This window comes from Melioribacteraceae bacterium, assembly GCA_019638015.1.
Lineage (GTDB): Bacteria > Bacteroidota > Ignavibacteria > Ignavibacteriales > Melioribacteraceae > JAHBUP01.
In genome coordinates, this window is the sequence record JAHBUP010000001.1 from 3,382,892 (window position 1) to 3,402,619 (window position 19,728).

Below are 19,728 nucleotides of genomic sequence, written 5' to 3' on the forward strand. Positions count from 1 at the left end.
TTGAATCAAGACGAGTTTTTTTTCTGGGGAGATAAACCAAATAATAAAACGTTTTCTACTTTCGGCAGATTATTTACAATTGAAGAATCGTTGAGCGGCTCAGAACTGAATCTAGTTCTAAATAATATTATTGATGAGGCCAACTTAGAGAAAACTTCATCCGAGATTCCATTTATTTTCAGCGTGCAAAAATTTCCCACGAAGGAACAAAGCAATTTTTGGAGTACTTTTAAACGTAATGATTGGTTCATCCCTCAATACGTAATCTCAAATCTTAACAATAAATATTTTTTTACTTCATATGGAGAGTTGGATAGTTCACATTCAGACATTGAGATAATCATTCGCAGACTAATTGATACCTTCGCACCGGGAAAGAGCAAAGTAGTTTCGAATCCAGAATTATTGAAAGCTTTGAAGTACCCCCAGCGCGAAGAATGGGATAAGATGATTGCCAATTCAATAAACCATATTGTATCGGGTGAAATTGAAAAAGTAGTACTGGGCAGATATTGCGATCTGGAATTTTCATCAGAAATTGATATCGGTTACCACCTTCTTAAGTTAACGGAGAGACAAAGTAACAGTATAACTTATGCGATAAAAAGCAATAACGCACTTTTCTTTGGAGCAACCCCGGAAAAATTATTTTCACTAAAAAATAATATTCTCAAAACTGAGGCGGTGGCTGGAAGCATTCGTAGAGGCGAGAATGAATTTGAAGATAAAAAATTAGCTAATCAATTATTGAACAGTTCGAAGAATGTACTGGAGCAAGACAGTGTACTTAAATTTTTAGTTTCCCGATTAGAGGATATTTCTGATAAATTAGTATATGAGAATACGCCCAATATAAAAAAGTTGAGGAACATTCAACATTTGATTTCTAAAATTGAAGCCCCATTGAAACCCGGTGTTTCAATTATTGAAATTATTGAAAGACTATTTCCTACGCCTGCCGTTTGCGGTTACCCTCAAAAGCGCGCTCTAGAGATAATAGAAAATCTCGAAAATTATGATAGAGGTCTTTATGCTGGAATATTAGGCTGGATTTCTCCAGAACGTGAAGCAGAATTTGCTGTGGCTATTCGTTCAGCATTTTATAAAGATAAAAAATTACGGGCTTTCGCAGGATGCGGAATTATAAAAGAGAGTGAAGCCGAGTCGGAATTTCTAGAAACTGAACTAAAGTTTAAAACTATTATCTCATTATTCGAAAATGAAAATATCAATTAATAGAAACACTTTATGGTGCGATCTATTTGTAAGCAGACTCACTGAATTAGGTGTAAAATTTGCATGCGTATCTCCCGGTTCGAGAAGTACATCTTTGGCTTTGGCACTGGCTGATAATAAAGGAATTAAAATTTTCCCTATTGTTGATGAAAGATCTTCTGCGTTTTTTGCTCTGGGCTTAGCCAAAAAATCACAGTCCCCGGTGCTAGTTTTAACTACTTCAGGAACCGCGGTTGCTGAATTATATCCTGCAATTATTGAAGCATACTATCAGCGTATTCCTCTAATTATATGTACAGCAGATAGACCCCACTATTTAAAAAATGCAGGTGCAAACCAAACCATAAATCAACAGAATATTTATAAAAATCATATCCGATTATTTATTGATGCGGGTTTACCAGACATTCAAAAAATCAATTCAATTATAGACATTGCAGAGGAAGCGGTACGCACCGCATATTTTACGAATCGCGGTCCTGTTCACATTAATTTACCTTTTGAAAAACCATTTGAACCCGATAATAAAGCAGATAAGGTTGATTTAAAATTACTTGACTCCTCATTCAATAGAAGAAATTTTTCTATTGAATATAATTCAAAAAAATTTCCTGCTTTTGTTATAAACATTGCTCAATACTTTAAAGAAAAAAAGAATGTGTTGGTTATTGTAGGATATGGTGAATTTAATAATGACTTTAGTTCCCAATTAATAAATCTCGCAAAACGAAATAATGTTTTAATTTATGCTGATGGCGCATCGGGACTACGATACGGAAACTTTTCAAAAGAAAGAATTATTGAGAATTTAACATCGTTGCTAAGATCAGAGAAATTTGTAAAAATATTTAAGCCCGATTTAATTATTCAATTTGGAGGTGCGCCGACTTCAAATATTGTTTTGGATTTCTTAAAAAATAGTAGTGCAATAAAAGTAGCCATAAATGAATATGGCGATTCAAATGATCCCTCACTTACCTTCAAAAAAGCACCTTCAATTCAACCAAATGAGTTCATTAGTAATTTACTAATAATACTATCTAACAAAAAACATTCAGTTAGTTCATTAGTTAAAACAACTCTACAGCTCGACAAGTATATTAAAGAGAAAAAAAAGAAATATTTTTTAAGAGATGATACCCGATCCGAATCAAAATTTGCGTATGATTTGATTGACATTTTACCAGAAAGATCTAATCTGATGATTTCTAATTCGATGCCCATCCGCGATATTGATTTCTTCTCTTCAACCTCAAAAAAGAAAATTAAGATATTTACGAATAGAGGAGCCAGCGGCATTGATGGAATTAATTCAACCGCACTTGCTATCGCCTCAATTTCGAAAGAACCAACCTACCTGCTAACCGGAGATCTCGCATTTTATCATGATTTTAATGGTCTTCATAATGCGGTTAAATTCAAGATACCTCTAATCGTACTACTTATAAATAATTCGGGCGGAGGGATTTTCGAATCATTACCAATTTCAAAATTCCGGGAACATTTTAATGATTTGTTTTTAACACCTCTCGATATAAATTTCAAAAAGATTGTTGAAGGCTACGGCGGTTCATATCATAAAATAAAAGATTGTAAAGAATTAAAAAGAAAAGTAAATTCAATTGACGATAAATCCTCTCTATCCGTTTTTGAATTAAGGACAGACGCAAAATATTCTGCCGAAATGCGCCGCGATTTCTGGTTAATGATATCGAAACAAATTGATTTGTTAATAGATGATATTAAGAGTTGACGGAATTGATTTCTTTATTCGAATTAATGAAGCTGATTTAAATTCAGCAAAAATACCATTATTATTATTGCATGGATTTAGCGGCTGCTCCGATGATTGGGAATTTCTAATCAATAAAATACCTTCTAATTTCCTTCCTATAGCAATTGATTTAATTGGTCACGGATTCACAGAATCCCCCGAAGATTCAAAATTTTACACTGCCTGCTCAATAGTGAATCAAATTAACAATATCACCGAACAACTAAACTTTGAAAAATTTATTATATGTGGTTATTCATTAGGAGGTAGAGCGGCAATTTCCTATATGTGCAAATTTCCAAATAAAGTTATTGCTGCTATATTAGAAAGTTCAACAGCTGGTATCGAATCAATTGAAGATAAAAAGGAAAGAGTTGAGCTCGATTATCTGTTGGCTGATAAAATAAAGAGTGAGGGAATCAATTCTTTTATGGATTTTTGGTTTCAAACTCCTTTGTTTGAGAGATTAAAAAATTTAAGTGAGTTTAACCAATTAAAGAACAAACGCCAGCAAAATAGTGTTATTGGTTTATCAAACATGATTGCTGGTTTTAGTACGGGATTAATGCAAAGCTGCTGGGATAAATTGGGAGCAATTAATTCACAGGTTTTATTAATCAGCGGGGAAAATGATCCTAAATATTGCGGGATTAACCAGAATCTTGCAGCAAAACTAGTGCATTCTCAACATAAAATAATTAAAGAAGCAGGGCACAATGTTCACTTAGAAATGCCTGATGTTTTTACTAAATTGGTTCTCGACTTTTTGAACAACTTGGAAATTAATAATGAACTTCAACTGGAAAACAATAAAAAAGTATGATGATATTTTATTTGAACAACTTGGCGGAATAGCCAAAATTTCAATTAACCGTCCAGAGAAAAGAAACGCCTTCAGACCAGACACCACAAAAGAATTATTTGATGCATTTAATTATTGCCGCGAAGAGAGCAGTATAGGCGTTGTATTATTAACCGGTGCAGGCCCTGCAAAAGATGGAAAATATTCTTTTTGTTCAGGAGGTGATCAATCAATCCGCGGAGATAAAGGCTACGTTGGAAAAGATGGGATCCCTCGATTAAATATTCTTGATGTTCAAAAACAAATTAGAAGCATTCCCAAACCGGTAATTGCATTAGTTGCTGGTTATGCAATTGGAGGAGGACATGTTCTTCATGTAGTTTGCGATTTAACAATTGCCGCCGATAATGCGATCTTCGGTCAAACTGGTCCCAAGGTAGGCAGTTTTGATGGAGGTTTCGGTTCAAGTTATTTAGCTAGAATTGTCGGGCAAAAAAAAGCTAGGGAAATCTGGTATTTATGCCGTCAATACAACGCGCAAGAAGCCTATGAAATGGGTTTGGTTAATAAAGTAGTTCCTATTGAAAAACTTGAAGAAGAAGGTGTTCAATGGGCAAATGAAATATTGGAGAAGAGTCCGTTATCAATTCGATTATTAAAATCAGCGTTCAATGCCGAACTTGATGGACAAGCCGGAATACAGGAATTAGCAGGAAACGCAACTCTTCTTTATTATATGAGCGAAGAGGCACAAGAAGGTAAAAACGCTTATAATGAAAAGCGAAAACCAGACTTTAGCAAATTTCCCCGTTTACCATAACTAATGTTTATGGATCAAGTGGGTATAAATAAAATATCAAAATTTGATGCCTGGATTTTAGCATCACGACCAAGAACATTGCTAGCCGCCGTTGTACCCGTTTTTGTTGGTACATCAATAGCTGTTTATGATAATAAATTCTTTGCCCCAGCAGCTATAACCGCATTGATCTGTTCTATATTAATCCAAATAGGTACCAATTTCGCCAACGACCTTTTTGATTTTCTTCAAGGGAAGGATACTAAAAACAGGATAGGACCTCAGCGTGCCGCCGCATCAGGTTTGCTTTCGGTTAAAGAAATGAAGATAGGTACAACGATTGTATTTGGGATTAGTTTTATTCTTGGACTTTATCTTGTTTATTTAAGCGGTTGGGTGATTTTACTGATTGGAATTCTTTCAATCATTGCCGGGATAATTTATACAGCCGGACCATTTCCGTTAGCTTACAATGGATTGGGAGACGTTGCTTCATTTATTTTTTTCGGGTTAATTGGTACTGTTGGTACCTACTATGTTCAATCTGGAGAAATTACAGCTTTTGTTTTTTGGGCTTCAATTCCAGTTGGCTCCCTAATAACAAATATTTTAGTTGTAAATAACTATCGAGATCGGGAAGAAGATCAATCAAATGGGAAAAATACACTCGCAGTAGTATTCGGTGAAAAGTTTGCGCGATTTCAATTTATCTTTTTTATGATCATATCCTACGCAATCTTATTTCTTGTTTACTTTACATTTAAGAAAAGCATTTATGTATTTCTTCCCCTTCTCTCCATGCCGATTTCTATCAAACTTATAAAAATGATTTTAACACTTCATGGAAAAGAACTAAACAAAACACTTGAATTGACCGCAAAACTTTCGGCAATATATGGGTTGTTATTTGCCGTGGGTATCATTATATGATTATTAATGAACTACAATTTTCTCCTCAACAGATAAAACTGAAAAAACATTTTGTATCTAATTCAATTCATATTACTGAAAGAAATATTTTACTCGTACAGATAAAAACAAGTACAGGTATTATTGGTAAGGGAGAAGTTGCCCCGCTACCTGGTTTGAGCCTTGAATCTATTGATGAATGCATTAAGTCATTAAATGGATTAATTAATTTTGTTGTGAACTCATCCGGCGCATGCACTATTCCAGATCTGTTCAGTAAACTGTATTCTTCAAATATGCCTTGTTCTGTTATTTTCGGAATTGAGCAGGCATTATTTTCAATATTATTCAAAAACAAAGATTACTCAATATTCTCCGACTTTAATCCCCGGGAAATAATTAATGTTAACGCAGTTATTCCATTCGGGAAATCTGATGAGATAATATCAATAATAGAATCGAAAGTAAGTTTGGGGTATCAAACTTTTAAGATAAAGATTGGGAAGAATGATTTTACTGATGATCTTAATTTATTAGAACTTATACATGCGCGTTTTCAAAATAAAATTATAATAAGACTTGATGCTAATTGTGCCTGGGATTTTGAACAAGCTGTTGAATATATAAATCGACTTTCCAAATTTAGTATTGAATATATAGAGCAGCCCGTAAAAAGGTTGGATGAGCTTGTGGAACTTGCTAAATCTAATATTATCCCAATTGCAGTTGATGAATCAATAAATTCCATTTCGGAAGCCATAAATATATTAACAAATTCTCCGATAGAATTTCTAGTGATTAAACCTTCTATTATTGGCGGAATAAGGGAAACAGCAAGAATTATTAAACTGGCAAACGAAACAAATAAGCAAGTTATAATTTCTTCATCGTTTGAAGGTCCGATAGGAAAAAGAATGCTTGTGATGCTTGCTTCATTAACTAATCATAACCACGCACATGGATTAGACACTATGGAATATTTTCCCGCTACAATTGTTAATGACATCTTCCCTATAAAAAATGGTAAAATTAATTTTCACTTAAATATTTTATCACAAATTTTATGATCAGCAATTCAAATAATTTAAATCATTGGGTGTTTGAAGCTCATGCAAAACCAATGCATGAATTATTCATTATTGGTGAGAATATTAAAATAACGAGAGACGATTTTTTAATTAAATCATTATCTGCAGCTAATTATCTTTCAAATAGAAATATAAGCGAAGGGGACCATGTAGCTATTTATTGTGATAATAAATGGGAGTATCTCGTAGTAGTTCAAGCATTATGGTTTATTGGATCGGTACCAATTCTATTTCACACCAAAATTTTACAATCCGATCTGCCGGATATGGCACTAAAAAGTAAATCTAAATTTATAATCACTGATAAAAATGATTTCGATTCTTTTTCAAAAGATAATATGAATTTCATTTTCATGGATCAGATTTTTAATTATCACGGATCATTGGACATTACCGGTTTACCAATTTTTCAGCTTTCCCAAAAAGCGGTTTGCTTATTTACCTCCGGTTCAACGGGTGATAGAAAATTAGTGGTTCATACTTTTCATTCATTACAAGAGAATTATTTCCAATCAAACTCACTTTTCAATTTTGAAGAAAATGATTTGTGGTTATTATCGCTTCCTCTTTATCATATTGGTGGATTCATGATTTTCATCAGGGCACTTCTAAGTAATGCTAAATTATTCATTCCAACTAATTCTAGTCATTCCGAAATAATGGATGCCTTGACCAATCAACCAATAACACACTGTTCAATTGTTCCAACAACACTTCAGCGGATGAATAGAGAGAATTATAAACCCAATAAGTCGATTAAAAATATATTTGTCGGTGGTGGCCCCGGAGATGCCAGTATTTTTAATTTGGCGAAAAATTTGGGATATCCAATTACAAAAGTTTATGGCAGTACCGAAACTTCTTCAATGATTTGCGCTTTAACCGGCAATTACTCGAATGATAAAATTAATTCAGTTGGTAAGCCAATCGGCAACACTGAAATAATTATTGATAAAAATAAATCACAGGAATCTGCAAGTCTGGGAGAAATTCTTATAAAAACAAATTCCATTTTCGAGGAATATTACAACGATAAATCTTCGACACAACAAGCATTTAAAGATGGATACTACAAATCGGGTGATGCGGGATATTTTGATGCGGAGGGTTTCCTCTATATTACGGGGCGAGTTGATAATATTATTGTATCCGGCGGCGAAAACATCTCACCAATAGAAATCGAAAACTGTATAAAATCCATAGATAAAATTAGTGATGCAGCAGTCGTTGGAATACCTGATGTAATTTGGGGTACTGCGGTAGCTGCCGCAATAATAATAAAAGACTCTACAGAATGGGACGAAATTGAGGTCAGACATGAATTAAAGAGACTACTAGCCCCGCATAAAATTCCAAAGAAGATAATATTTGTAAAATCAATTCCGAGAAGTGAACTCGGAAAAACTAATTATGAAGCGTTAGTAAAACTGTTTAAAGATTAGTTTTTAATTTGTTAAAAAAATCATCAGGTAGTTCAATCTTTTTAAATTCTTCTTTCAATACACAAACGTGAACAGTTTTTGCGATAGCGCTAAATTCCCTATTATTTTTATAAAATCTATAAGTCAGTTCGAATGAGGATTTTTTAAGTAAACTTACCATCAACTCAATTTCGAGCTCATCTCCTACTTTTATTGGTTTTATATAATCAGCGTCGGCGTGAATTATGGGGAGAACATAATCCTTATCAAAAAAGAAATTTCGTTCGGTATGCAGACTCCTCATAAATTCTTCATAAGCCGCATGAACATATTTGAAAAGGCTTGCGTAGAATATTATTCCTGCCGGATCGGCATCATAAAAATAAACTTTAACTTTTGTGGTAAACATTTTTTCTCCATTTTCTTCTGAAATTTAATCAATCGGATATTTCTATCCTAAGCGGTAATTAAAAGCATCTATTATTTGGCAAACTTTTTATAATTTGCGTTTCACTTATGAGATCATTTATCAAAAATATTTTTTTACTAATTCTCTTTTTCTCAACAAATAATTACGCGCAAATAATTGGCGAAATTAAAAGAGAGTATTATAAAAACGGCAAAGTTAAAAGCGAAGGTATATTTTCCAACGGTACCAAAGTGGGAATTTATAAAGAGTTTTACGAGAGCGGGAAAATTTGGAAGGAATGGTATTTTGAAAATGGCAAGGAGGAGGGGCTTTCTACCTGGTATTTTGAAGATGGCACAATAAGTATGAAGTGGAATTATGAAAGAGGAAAACTTCAAGGAATCTCTAAATGGTTTTACGAGACCGGCGAGCTTTGGGCAGAGCCAAATTATAGAGATGATATTCAGGATGGATTCTCAAATACTTATTATAAAAGCGGAGTGCTTCAAGCAATATGGAGTTATAGAAATGGTAAACTTAACGGCATCTCAAAAATATTTTTCGAGAATGGGAAGCTTGAAGTAGAAAGAAACTATATTGATGATAAACTTGAAGGTATTAGTAAAGTCTATTATGATTATGGAAATATTGCCCTCGAAGCTAATTATAGAAATGACAGATTAGATGGCAATTCTTATTTTTATTATCCTGACGGTTCTATAAAAGTTGTGGATACTTACAACAATGGCCAAATTGTAAAACGTATTCGGTACGATATCAGTGGTAAATTTGATAAGGTAGAGGAAAGTTTCGATGATTTCTATGATGATGGATTTATGAAAGCTGAGTTGAAATTTAGAGAGGGGAAAAAAGAAGGAGTAATTAGAGAATATCACTCCAACGGATATTTAAAAGCTGAGTTAATTTATAAAAACGGAAGAATTGATGGCCCGGCAATATTTTATCATGATAATGGTACACTCGCCGAGAATGTTAATTTTTTCGCGAATGGAAGAGACGGAATATCAAAAAAATATGATACTAATGGGATCCTCTACTCCGAGGAATTTTATGTAGATGGAATTAGAGAAGGCAGTGCAAAATATTTTTACGAATCGGGAGAAGTAAAATCGGAATTAATTTACCGGAGTAATCTTATTGAAGGCAAAGTAACGCACTATTACTCCACTGGAAAAATAAAAGGGGAGGAATACTTCGTAAACGGTTCAAAAAACGGAGTAGCTACATACTATAACGAAGCTGGGGAGATGATTGAACTTTTTAATTATAAAGACAATTTATTAAATGGGAAGGTTCAATCATTTAATTCGGAGAGGGGTGTTGTTTTTGAGGGTGAATTTATAGATGGATTACTTAAGAATTAGAATACTCTTTCAAGAGTAAAATTATCGAGAAACTTATCTCCAAATAAATTTGATGGAGTAAAACTGCCAGGTTTAGATTCTCCTTCAAGAACTTTTTTTGCACACAGCACTGCCCCCTTAGCTGTTAAATTATACCCCTCCATTATTCTGTAAACATGCTCAACAGATTCCCCCTTTTTATTGGTAACTTTTCCCCAGATAAAAGTTTTTGCTCTGACTCTTTCTTGAGCCGTTGGTCCGGTTATTCTGCTGGAAATAAATCTTTGAGCAACTTTTTTGACCGGCTCAAAGCCCAATAGTTTCACCGTTAATTTCAACATAGTTGAGTTCGTTAGAATTCTATATTTTGTTCCAAGATACACCTCGGAATTTTCTATACCGGTAGAGATAAATGAAGTGAATACATCTCCCCATGGAATTGAAAATCCGGACATTTTAAAATTTGGTAAATCTACTTCAACTTTATATTCACCAATTGGAGAATTAATAACTTTGCCCCCTCTTCTAATTTTACCTGTGCCGCCGATAAAATCTAATGATGTTAATAAAGTACCCCGGGATATCTTTCCCCCGTAATTCATAAAACCTAATTTTAAGTTAGTAGCATCCGGCAGCAATGAGGCTAATCTTTTTGCCAAACAATCGGTGGGAATAATATCAAATCCAGCTCCGGGTAAAATAGTAATACCCGCTGTTTGAGCTTCAGAATCTTTAGAATAGGCTAAATAAAAAACCGGCATCTCACCGGTAATATCGAGATAATTAACTTTATTTCTTAAACATCCTTCAATTAATTCTTTGGCGGTATGTTTAAATGGTCCGGCACAATTTAGGATGGTATGGATTTCGTTAAGGTTATCATTTATTGTAGATTCATCTTCGAGATTGAATACTTTGTATGGCAAATCAAAAGCTTCTGCTACTTTTTTAATTTCCTTTGAATTTCTTCCGGCAAGAACCGGTTTTATTCCACAAGAAAGTGCTTCATGGATTATCAGCTTTGCCGAATAACCATTTGCACCATATATCATTAGTTTATTATTCACTGATAAGTTTTGATTTTAAATTCAACTTACATCTTTTTTAAATAAGATTGAAAAAGTGGTACCTGTATCTTTAACGCTATCAACTTTTATTGTTGCATTGTTAACTTCAACATATTTTTTTACAAGTGCCAATCCCAAACCGGTGCCTTCAAATTTCCTTGTGTAGCCTGTCTCTTCTTGTGAAAATGGAGTGAAAATATTCTGCAAATATTCTTTTGACATGCCGATTCCTGTATCCTTTACTGTAACACAATAATGATTTTCTGATTCTTCAAGTCTCACAGTTACTGTACCATGATGAGTATATTTAATAGCGTTATCGATAAGATTAATAAAAATCTGTGTTACACTTATATGATCTGCCTGAATAATATATTTTTTATCAGCCGAATTATATTGTAGTAAAATATTTTTTATTTCTGCCTGTCGGCTTAACTCTGAAGTAACTTGTTTTAAAATTTCATTCAGATCAAAATATTCAAATAGAGGTCTAAATGTACCACTCTGAAATTGAGACATATTTAGTATCATATCAATTGTTCTTATCAATCTCCGTCCTCCGCTTTCAATTGAAGCGAATGCGTTTTTAAGATCGTGATCCACTATTTTATCTATCAAAGCCTCCTCAATCAAGGTTGTATAATTTAATATTGTGCTCACCGGAGTTCTAATTTCGTGTGACATCTGGGCCAAAAAATCTGTTTTTAATTTGCTTGATTTCAGCGCATCTTCTTTGGCGTCAATTAATTTTTGCTCAGTTTCGAATCGTGCGGTTACATTTGTAGATAATCCAAAAGTACCAATCACTGATCCATCAGAACCGAGAAATGGCGAGTAAGAATTTTCAACTACCAAATTTCCTATTTTATAGTTTGCTGAGAATGTTTTACCAGTAAGTGCTAATTTCAAATCAGAATATAATTCATCAAAACCGACCAAAAATTCTTTAATATTTCTCCCGACGGTGTTATCAGGATTAATATTAAGCTCAGCCAGCAAGCTGCCTCGCGCAAATTTCACAGTTTCATTATTATCAATAATAAATAAAACAATTGGAGCATTATTTAGAACGGTACTTAAAAGTTTTTCATTTTTATGAATTTCTTCTCGTGCATACTTTTCAAATGTTATATCATCCTCTATTGCAACAAAATTAATTATTGTTCCTTTTTCATCCATGATTGGAGAAATCGAAACTTTAACCCAAAACTTGGTACCATCTTTCTTTTTATTTAAGAGTTCTCCTCTCCAGCTTCTTCCTTTTAAAATATGATCCCAAAGTTGAGTAAAAATATTTCTGCATGTGTTATCCCATTTTAAAATATTGGGTGATTGCCCAATAACTTCCTCGGATGTATAACCGGTTAATTCTGTGAAGGCATTATTTACATATACAATTTTACCTTGTACATCGGTCAATATTACTGTTGATTGCGTTTGGCGGATGATCTCCGAAAGCTCTCTCAACTTTTTATCAGCATCCTTTTTACCTGTAATATTTTTTACAGTGCCGATGGATGTCGGCTTGCCATTAAATTCAGTTACTCCCACATGAAGTTGCAGATAAACATTTATTGATGGATCTTTATGACATGCTCTAAATTCGTAACTATTTGGTACATCAAGTCCTTCTAACCTGTGTTTATAACGTCCGACAACCAGATCAAAATCCTCCGGAGCAATTACTCGTCCGAATGGTTCACCAATCAATTCTTCAACTTTATAGCCAAGCATATCTGCCAATGCGTTATTACATAATACAAATTTGGCATCTTGAATTATAAAAATACCATCTTGTATATTATCGAATAAAGCACGATACTTTTTCTCAGATTCCACCAATTCCTTTTGAGCTATAATTCTTTCAGAAATATCATGGATTATGGCGTAAACTATTTCTCTCTCTTTTGCCTCCAAAAAACTGAACGCCACTTCAACAAATTTATTTGTACCATCAGCTAAGATGTGATTTGAAATTATAAGTTGATTTGTCCCGGTAATGTTTGTTTTAGTTACATTAAAATTGAGATGAGTCGAATCTGGACATATTTCATAATACTTTTTATTGATCAATAAGTTGTGTGAGTAACCATAAAATTTCACCGCCGCATTATTAGCGTCAATAATTTCCATACTCTCCTTATCGAGCAAAAGCATAATGGAAATATTATCCTGAAACATTTGACGATAGAGAGATTCATTGGCATTAATATTATCATTTTTCTTTCTTAACTCATTTTTTAAAATGGATAACTGTCGTTCTTTCCTACCCATCACTACATACTGAAAAATGAAGAGAGTTGGAATTAATAGAATTAAGAAGGCAATTAGATAATTGGTTTCTGGAATTATCATTAAGTGGACCCAAACGAATTACAAGTATTGTGATTAAGAGTTTACTTTTGGGAAGCGAGTATAATTAATAAATGTTAATCATTCAACAATACCGCTGAATTTAACTGTTAAATTTTTAATGGACCTAGTTAAGTATATTAACGATGCTCCGTTGATCGGAGGGGAAAAATTTTCTCTTTAAATTAAGGAGGAAGAAATAAACTACCAACGATATAATCGCACCCGTAAAAGCAAGGAGCTCTTTATTGTTTGATGCACTAAACAGGTTATAGGTTAAAGCTACAACTATGAGTAAAATAATAAGCGGTAATAAGTAAATTATTAACGCTTGGCTAACTATACTTTTTGAATTAATCTCAATCTTAATATCATCACCAACATTTTTCCCTGCTAACTTCTGGATTCTAAGAACATTTAAATTCGCGGAGGTTGGAGTACAAAATATTTTAGCGGAGCATTCCTCACATTCATTTTTTGAATGGATCAACACATCGGTAAAATCATCATCGATTTTAAGTATAGTGCCACTTTCTATAAATGACTCATTCAGCATCAATTAATCAATTTATTTTTATAGGCGATTGCACCGGTTGAACACTTATCAAAGGGAATTTTTGAATCATCAAGTTTATCATAATTAATAATACCGAGATTATTAACCATTTCAATTCCGCCATCCGATTTGCGGGCGCAAATTCCACATCCTAAACAGGATACGGAACAAACCTCTTTAGAACGTTTTGGATCATCTTGATTTTTGCAGAACACAAATACATTGTGAGAAACAGGATGCATTTCGAGCACATTTCTGGGACAAGATTTAACACAAATTCCGCAACCGGTACACAATTCTTCAATTACTTCGGGTAAACCATTTTCATTCATAATCATCGCATTAAAAGGGCATACGGATACACAATCGCCCCCTCCCAAACAGCCATAATAACATAATTTATCTCCACCGGAAACGATGTGCATCGCTTTACAGCTTAACGGGCCATAATATGAAACCATTTTTTTTACCGCTTCACTATTACCGCCACGGCAAAGTAAAACGGGATAATTTTTAACTGAGTCGCCAACTTCAATTCCAAGAAGCAAGGCGATTTGTTTTGCCGTTTCTTCACCGCCAACCGGACAGCCGTTAGGGGATGTTTTCCCTTCTACAACATTTACAGCAAAATCATAACAACCGGCAAAACCACATCCTCCGCAATTTGCATTCGGCAATGATTCATTAACTTGAGCGATTAATGGATTTTCCTCTACTCTAAGCTTCCTATCGGCATATGCTAAACCTCCAGCAAAAATAAATCCAAGCCCACCCATTGTAATTATTGCAATAATAATTGTCAATTCCATATTTACCTCTGAATAAACTCTTCAAAATTTGATGACTTATGTAGATTTCCTTTATTATCGATTATAATGCCTTCAACATTTTCCAATTGTTCAATTAGTTCAAGGCCCTTTTGAACACCAAGCACAAACACCGCAGTTGAAAGAGCGTCTGCCCACATTGTGTTTTTAGATATTATTGAAACAGAGGAACACTCACTAGATGATTTACCCGTAATCGGATCAAAAATGTGCGTGAATCGCTTTCCATCTTCAGTAAAATATTGCTGATAATCCCCCGAAGTAGCGACCGCATATTTATCCGGTTTAACCACCATTAGTATTTCATTTTCATTTCTTGGATGTTGGATGCCAACTTTCCAATTATTACCACTGGCAAATATTTCCCCTCCAACATTTACTAAAAATTCTTTAATACCATAGTTATAAAGAAGGTTGGCTATATTATCCGCGGCATAACCTGGAACACAAGCGTTAAATGATAATTTCACTTCCGCCGGTTTTATTAAAATATTGGGTTTAACTAATTTTATTTTTTTCCACCCGATGGATTCAAGTACTTTTTTTACATCAGATTCATTAGGCAGTTTAGGATTATTTTTATCAAAACCGATTAATTCAATTAAATTACCAATGGCGGGATCGAAAGCACCATTAGAAATTTTCCAAAGTGTATCGCATTGTTCAAGTAGATCAAAAAACTCATTATTAATTATTATTTGATCGGCTAAAGAATTATTTATTTCCCACATCGGATTACCTGGGAGATATGTAGAAAATAATGTATCAATTCTTCTAGCTTCAGAAAACGCAAGATCAATTGCCTTATTTGCTTTTACACTGTTAACCCCACGGATTTGCACTTCAATGGAAGAGCCCATTACTATTGATGATCGGCTAACAACATTATCTCCGTCACCTGTGCATGAAATAGAAAAGATAGCAAGCAATATGTATGTGAAAATATTCTTCATAATAGTTTTAAATCATCCCAGCAAAACCCATAAAAGCCAATGCCAATAAGCCGGCTGTGATTAATGTTATTGGTGCGCCACGGAAAGGCTGAGGCACATCAGTCAACTCTAGTTCTTCTCTGATGCCCGACATAATTAAGAGTGCCAGTGTAAATCCAGCTCCGGCGCCTAATCCAAAAACTATACTCTGAATAAAGGAGTAATTTCTCATAGAAAGCAAAAGCGCCAATCCGAGTATTGCGCAGTTAGTTGTAATTAGTGGTAAAAATATTCCTAACGCACGATATAATGGCTGACTAACTTTTTTAATTACCATTTCAACAAATTGAACGAGTGAAGCAATTACTAAAATAAAAGATGGTATTTGAAGAAACTCGAGGTGGTACGGAATTAATACTAGAAAAAACAAAATCCAGCTAACCATCGCGGTCAATACCATCACAAATGTGGTAGCCATTCCCATTGAAAGAGCAGAACTTGTTTTGTTGGAAACCCCGATAAAAGGGCAAATCCCTAAAAAATAGGAAAGAACAAAATTATTAACTACCGAAGCGGAGATAAATATTATCAATAAATCCATTTATGCCTCCTCTACTTTTATCGATGAGGAAATTTTGGCTTCTTTATATTTAGCGACTATCGAATCATGCTCTGACTTTTTCTTATGCTGTGTATAGGCGTTTGCAATTCCCATCAATAATCCAAGAGTTAAAAATGCCCCGGCGGGTAAAATCATAACAAGCATTGGTTCATAATTTTGGGGTAAAACTTGATAACCTAACAATGTTCTTGATCCAAATAATTCTCTCACCGAACTCATTACTGTAAGAGCGATTAAAAATCCAACACCATTACCAAGCGCATCAATAAATGAGCGGAAGGGGGTATTTTTTGAAGCGAATGCCTCAGCACGTCCTAAGATTATGCAATTTACAACTATAAGAGGGATGAAAGGACCAAGCGCTTTACTTAATGGAGGAAATTGAGCTTTCATTACTAAATCAGTTATTGTAACAAATGTTGCAATTACTACAATGTAAGCGGCAATTCTAACCTGAGCAGGAATCAACTTGCGGACACTAGAAATAAGCACACTTGAAAACACTAATACAAATGTAGTAGCAAGAGCCATTGCAACTCCGTTAACCACGGAGACAGTAACCGCGAGAGTTGGACACATTCCGAGTACTTGCCTAAAAACCGGATTGGTCTCCCACAATCCTTTTATAAATTCATAACTTAGAGATTTATTCTTACTCACAAATCCCCCTTCTTTTTAAGTTCTCGTGCTACAGTCAGTCCATCATTAATTATTTCAACTACTGCTTTAGAAGAGATTGTAGCGCCGGTGACGGCTTGAATTTCGTTGGGTTTTGATGGCGGAATACCTTTCACCCATTCAACAACCGGAGAAGGAGGTAAACCTTTAAATTGAGAAGTAAACGGTTCTTCAGTTACTTTTGTGCCGAGTCCAGGTGTTTCAGTTTGTTCTAGAATTTCTATTGAATTTATTGATTCCAAATCATCCGAAACGCCAATCATAATCCTAATTTTTCCCTGAAAGCCATTTCCCTCTCTAGCAATAGAATAACCAATTAATTTATCAGTTCCATCAACTACTTTATAGGCCTCAAGTAATTTAGAATCAATTTTTGAATAGTTCTTCCCTTCAGGATTTACGAGATAGATCGCCTTTTCAGTTTCAGCTTTTTGATTAGCTTTAATTAATGGATCTGCCCAGCCATTAACAAACGCCAGCAATCCACCGGATAGAATTCCAATTAAAGTTAATGTAGATAACATTCTAATTACTGTTTTCATACCTTCACCCCGAATGCTTTTGGCTGAGTAAGTTTATTTATTGTTGGTGCAAGAGCATTCATTATTAAAATTGCATACATAACACCTTCTGGTAAACCGCCAAATATTCTAATCATAACAACTAGAAAGGAAATAGCGAATCCATAAATCAACATACCTAATTTAGTTATTGGAGAAGTTACCCAATCTGTTGCCATAAAAAATGTCCCAAACAAAAAACCACCCGATAAGAGTTGAAATAATGGATTAGGATATTTTACCGGATCGATGAACCAGAATATAGAAGCAAAGACTAGCATTCCCACAATCATTGCAGAAGGAATTCTCCAATTAACAACGCCAATAATTATTAATAATAGTCCACCAATAAGTATTGCCAGTGCAGAAGTTTCACCAATAGAGCCGCCAATATTTCCCCAAAACATACTTGCGGTATCGCTAATCACTTTATCAAACTTAAACGCGGAAAGTGGCGTAGCAGATGAAACAGTATCTACAGCAAAATTTGGTTTGTGCCAGGTGGTCATTCCAACAGGAAATGCTGCCTGCAAAAATGCTCTGCCCGCAAGCGCTGGATTGAAAATATTGTACCCGAGTCCGCCAAATACTTCTTTACCTATCGCGATAGAAAATACTGCGCCAATAGCTGTAGCCGAAATAGAAAAATTAGGTGGTAAAATTAAGCCTAGTAATAGTCCTGTAATTATAGCGCTGCCATCATCAATCGTTACTTTTCTTTTCCTGATCTTTTTAATTGCCAATTCTGTTAGCATACAAAACAAAACGCTGGTCCCGATTATCACGAGTTGATATATCCCAAAGAAGATTACTGCCGATATTATAACCGGGATTAAACTGGCGACAACTAGCCACATCGCGTTTTTAGCTGACCATCGGGAATGCACATGCGGAGAGCTGGTCAAATCTAATTTGTAAGTCGGATTCTGTTCCATTACTTATTCTATATTTTGTGAATTAATTCAATAGCAGTAATTCTTATTCTGTTCACACTCTTGCTTTTTGAATAACATTAACTTGTTTTTTGCCAAGCCGTATCCATTGAACCAGCGGAATATTTGCTGGGCAGGTATATGTACAAGTACCACATTCCATACAAAGTGTAATATTTAATTTTTCTGCTTCATCATACTTTTCCATTTGTGTTAATCGTGACAACCTTGTGGGAATTAAATTTAGTGGACAAGCATCCACACATTTACCGCATCTTAAGCAAGGGGTTTCTTCATGATCATTGATTTCATTTTTGGTGAGAATTAATATTCCCGAAGTGGCTTTCATAATTGGCGCACTAAAATCATATTGAGCAATACCCATCATAGGTCCGCCAACCACAACTTTGACCGCTTCATCTGTCAATCCGCCGCAATATTCCAATACATCCATAAGTGGAGTGCCTACTTTTGCAATTATATTTTTTTGTTCTTTAATACCCAATCCGGAGACAGTTAATGCCGCGGTTGTTTGAGTTTCTCCTTTTACAATCGCGTCATAAATTGCCAATGCAGTTCCAATATTTTGAATTGCGGCTCCGGCATCAAAAGGAAGTTTTCCGGGAGGCACCTCTTTTCCTGTTACCGCTTTAATAAGCATTTTTTCTGCACCTTGCGGATATTTAGTTTTTAGAGCAACTATTTGGATATCGGGATTATTTTTTACTGCCAGTTTTAATTTTTCAATGGCAAGTGGTTTATTATCTTCAATTCCAATTGCTCCCTTTTCAACACCGAGAGCTTTCATTATTAATTTTAAGCCGGCAATTATATCGTTCGTACGCTCAATCATAAAACGGTAATCGCGGGTTAAGTAAGGTTCGCACTCACAACCATTTAATATAACAACATCAATTTTTTTACCTTCTGGTGGAGTTAATTTAACATATGTAGGAAATGCGGCTCCTCCCTGTCCAACAACACCGGCATTCTTAACTCTTTCCCGAATCTGTTCTTGAGTAATAGTTACAGCATCCAATGGTTCCATTAAAATCGATTCGTCGCTATCGGAAACATCAATAATTATTTCATCTTTTGGAAACCCGCTAACATTAGCGCCTACAGTTATTTTAGAAACTTTACCGCATACCGGTGAGTGAATTGGCGAGGAGATGAATCCATCCTGTTCAGCTATCAATTCACCAATTTTAACCTCACTACCCTTTTTTACCAAGGGTTTGGGAAATTTTCCGAGATGCTGATTTAATGGGAGAATAATTTGTTTTGGAGCAGGCATTAATTCAAACGCTTTGTCTTCTGTTAATTCTTTTTGTTCTGAGGGATGAATACCGCCTGCGAAGGTTTTTGAATGATGTAGGATTTTCATACCAACCATGCAA

General features: G+C 34.6%; 19 protein-coding genes. 8 read left to right on the forward strand and 11 right to left on the reverse strand.

Annotated elements, in window-relative coordinates:
* From KF816_14460 to KF816_14490, 7 genes are read left to right on the forward strand one after another with little or no spacing between them, the layout of a single operon-like run.
* On the forward strand, positions 1-1,236 hold the full coding sequence (locus KF816_14460) for a chorismate-binding protein (protein ID MBX3009219.1): 1,236 nt from the start codon (positions 1-3) through the stop codon (positions 1,234-1,236).
* Complete coding sequence (menD, locus tag KF816_14465; protein MBX3009220.1) at positions 1,220-2,989, forward strand: 2-succinyl-5-enolpyruvyl-6-hydroxy-3-cyclohexene-1-carboxylic-acid synthase; 1,770 nt, start codon at positions 1,220-1,222, stop codon at positions 2,987-2,989. The genes KF816_14460 and menD overlap by 17 nt, the downstream gene beginning before the upstream one ends.
* The gene (menH, locus tag KF816_14470; GenBank protein MBX3009221.1) at positions 2,973-3,833 is read left to right on the forward strand and encodes a 2-succinyl-6-hydroxy-2,4-cyclohexadiene-1-carboxylate synthase; all 861 of its coding nucleotides are present in this window, start codon (positions 2,973-2,975) and stop codon (positions 3,831-3,833) included. Before menD ends, menH begins: the two co-directional genes overlap by 17 nt.
* On the forward strand, positions 3,799-4,632 hold the full coding sequence (gene menB / locus KF816_14475; GenBank protein MBX3009222.1) for a 1,4-dihydroxy-2-naphthoyl-CoA synthase: 834 nt from the start codon (positions 3,799-3,801) through the stop codon (positions 4,630-4,632). Before menH ends, menB begins: the two co-directional genes overlap by 35 nt.
* 9 nt (positions 4,633-4,641) lie before the next feature.
* Entirely contained in the window at positions 4,642-5,541 is a 900-nt protein-coding gene (locus KF816_14480; protein ID MBX3009223.1) for a 1,4-dihydroxy-2-naphthoate polyprenyltransferase, read from the forward strand.
* The gene (gene menC / locus KF816_14485; protein ID MBX3009224.1) at positions 5,538-6,587 is read left to right on the forward strand and encodes an o-succinylbenzoate synthase; all 1,050 of its coding nucleotides are present in this window, start codon (positions 5,538-5,540) and stop codon (positions 6,585-6,587) included. The genes KF816_14480 and menC overlap by 4 nt, the downstream gene beginning before the upstream one ends.
* The gene (locus tag KF816_14490; protein MBX3009225.1) at positions 6,584-8,050 is read left to right on the forward strand and encodes an acyl--CoA ligase; all 1,467 of its coding nucleotides are present in this window, start codon (positions 6,584-6,586) and stop codon (positions 8,048-8,050) included. Before menC ends, KF816_14490 begins: the two co-directional genes overlap by 4 nt.
* Here KF816_14490 and KF816_14495 read toward each other — a convergent pair.
* Positions 8,040-8,438, reverse strand: coding sequence for an acyl-CoA thioesterase (locus KF816_14495; GenBank protein ID MBX3009226.1), 399 nt, complete (start codon positions 8,436-8,438; stop codon positions 8,040-8,042). The genes KF816_14490 and KF816_14495 overlap by 11 nt on opposite strands.
* A 107-nt stretch (positions 8,439-8,545) precedes the next feature.
* Between KF816_14495 and KF816_14500 the strand changes: the two genes are divergently transcribed.
* Positions 8,546-9,823 carry a toxin-antitoxin system YwqK family antitoxin gene (locus KF816_14500; GenBank protein ID MBX3009227.1) on the forward strand — a complete coding sequence of 426 codons (1,278 nt, stop codon included), beginning with the start codon at positions 8,546-8,548 and terminating at the stop codon, positions 9,821-9,823.
* Here the strand turns inward: KF816_14500 and KF816_14505 are convergent.
* The 10 genes from KF816_14505 to rsxC all read right to left on the reverse strand — a co-directional run bounded on the left by KF816_14505 (position 9,820) and on the right by rsxC (position 19,715).
* Positions 9,820-10,869: a saccharopine dehydrogenase NADP-binding domain-containing protein gene (locus tag KF816_14505; protein MBX3009228.1), complete on the reverse strand. Its 1,050-nt coding sequence runs from the start codon at positions 10,867-10,869 to the stop codon at positions 9,820-9,822. The genes KF816_14500 and KF816_14505 overlap by 4 nt on opposite strands.
* A gap of 21 nt (positions 10,870-10,890) precedes the next feature.
* Entirely contained in the window at positions 10,891-13,224 is a 2,334-nt protein-coding gene (locus tag KF816_14510; protein ID MBX3009229.1) for a PAS domain S-box protein, read from the reverse strand.
* Positions 13,225-13,348: 124 nt separating this feature from the next.
* A complete protein-coding gene (locus KF816_14515; GenBank protein ID MBX3009230.1) occupies positions 13,349-13,777 on the reverse strand; it encodes a SoxR reducing system RseC family protein in 429 nt (142 codons plus the stop codon).
* Positions 13,777-14,586 (reverse strand): RnfABCDGE type electron transport complex subunit B, encoded by an 810-nt coding sequence (locus KF816_14520; protein ID MBX3009231.1) that lies wholly within the window; start codon positions 14,584-14,586, stop codon positions 13,777-13,779. Before KF816_14520 ends, KF816_14515 begins: the two co-directional genes overlap by 1 nt.
* Before the next feature lie 2 nt (positions 14,587-14,588).
* Positions 14,589-15,557 carry an FAD:protein FMN transferase gene (locus tag KF816_14525; GenBank protein MBX3009232.1) on the reverse strand — a complete coding sequence of 323 codons (969 nt, stop codon included), beginning with the start codon at positions 15,555-15,557 and terminating at the stop codon, positions 14,589-14,591.
* Positions 15,558-15,564: 7 nt separating this feature from the next.
* On the reverse strand, positions 15,565-16,137 hold the full coding sequence (gene rsxA, locus KF816_14530) for an electron transport complex subunit RsxA (GenBank protein ID MBX3009233.1): 573 nt from the start codon (positions 16,135-16,137) through the stop codon (positions 15,565-15,567).
* Positions 16,138-16,818, reverse strand: coding sequence for an electron transport complex subunit E (locus tag KF816_14535; protein MBX3009234.1), 681 nt, complete (start codon positions 16,816-16,818; stop codon positions 16,138-16,140).
* Complete coding sequence (locus tag KF816_14540) at positions 16,815-17,378, reverse strand: FMN-binding protein (GenBank protein MBX3009235.1); 564 nt, start codon at positions 17,376-17,378, stop codon at positions 16,815-16,817. Before KF816_14540 ends, KF816_14535 begins: the two co-directional genes overlap by 4 nt.
* Positions 17,375-18,331: an RnfABCDGE type electron transport complex subunit D gene (locus KF816_14545; protein MBX3009236.1), complete on the reverse strand. Its 957-nt coding sequence runs from the start codon at positions 18,329-18,331 to the stop codon at positions 17,375-17,377. Before KF816_14545 ends, KF816_14540 begins: the two co-directional genes overlap by 4 nt.
* Before the next feature lie 52 nt (positions 18,332-18,383).
* Entirely contained in the window at positions 18,384-19,715 is a 1,332-nt protein-coding gene (rsxC, locus tag KF816_14550; GenBank protein ID MBX3009237.1) for an electron transport complex subunit RsxC, read from the reverse strand.
* Between the last annotated feature and the right edge of the window lie 13 nt (positions 19,716-19,728).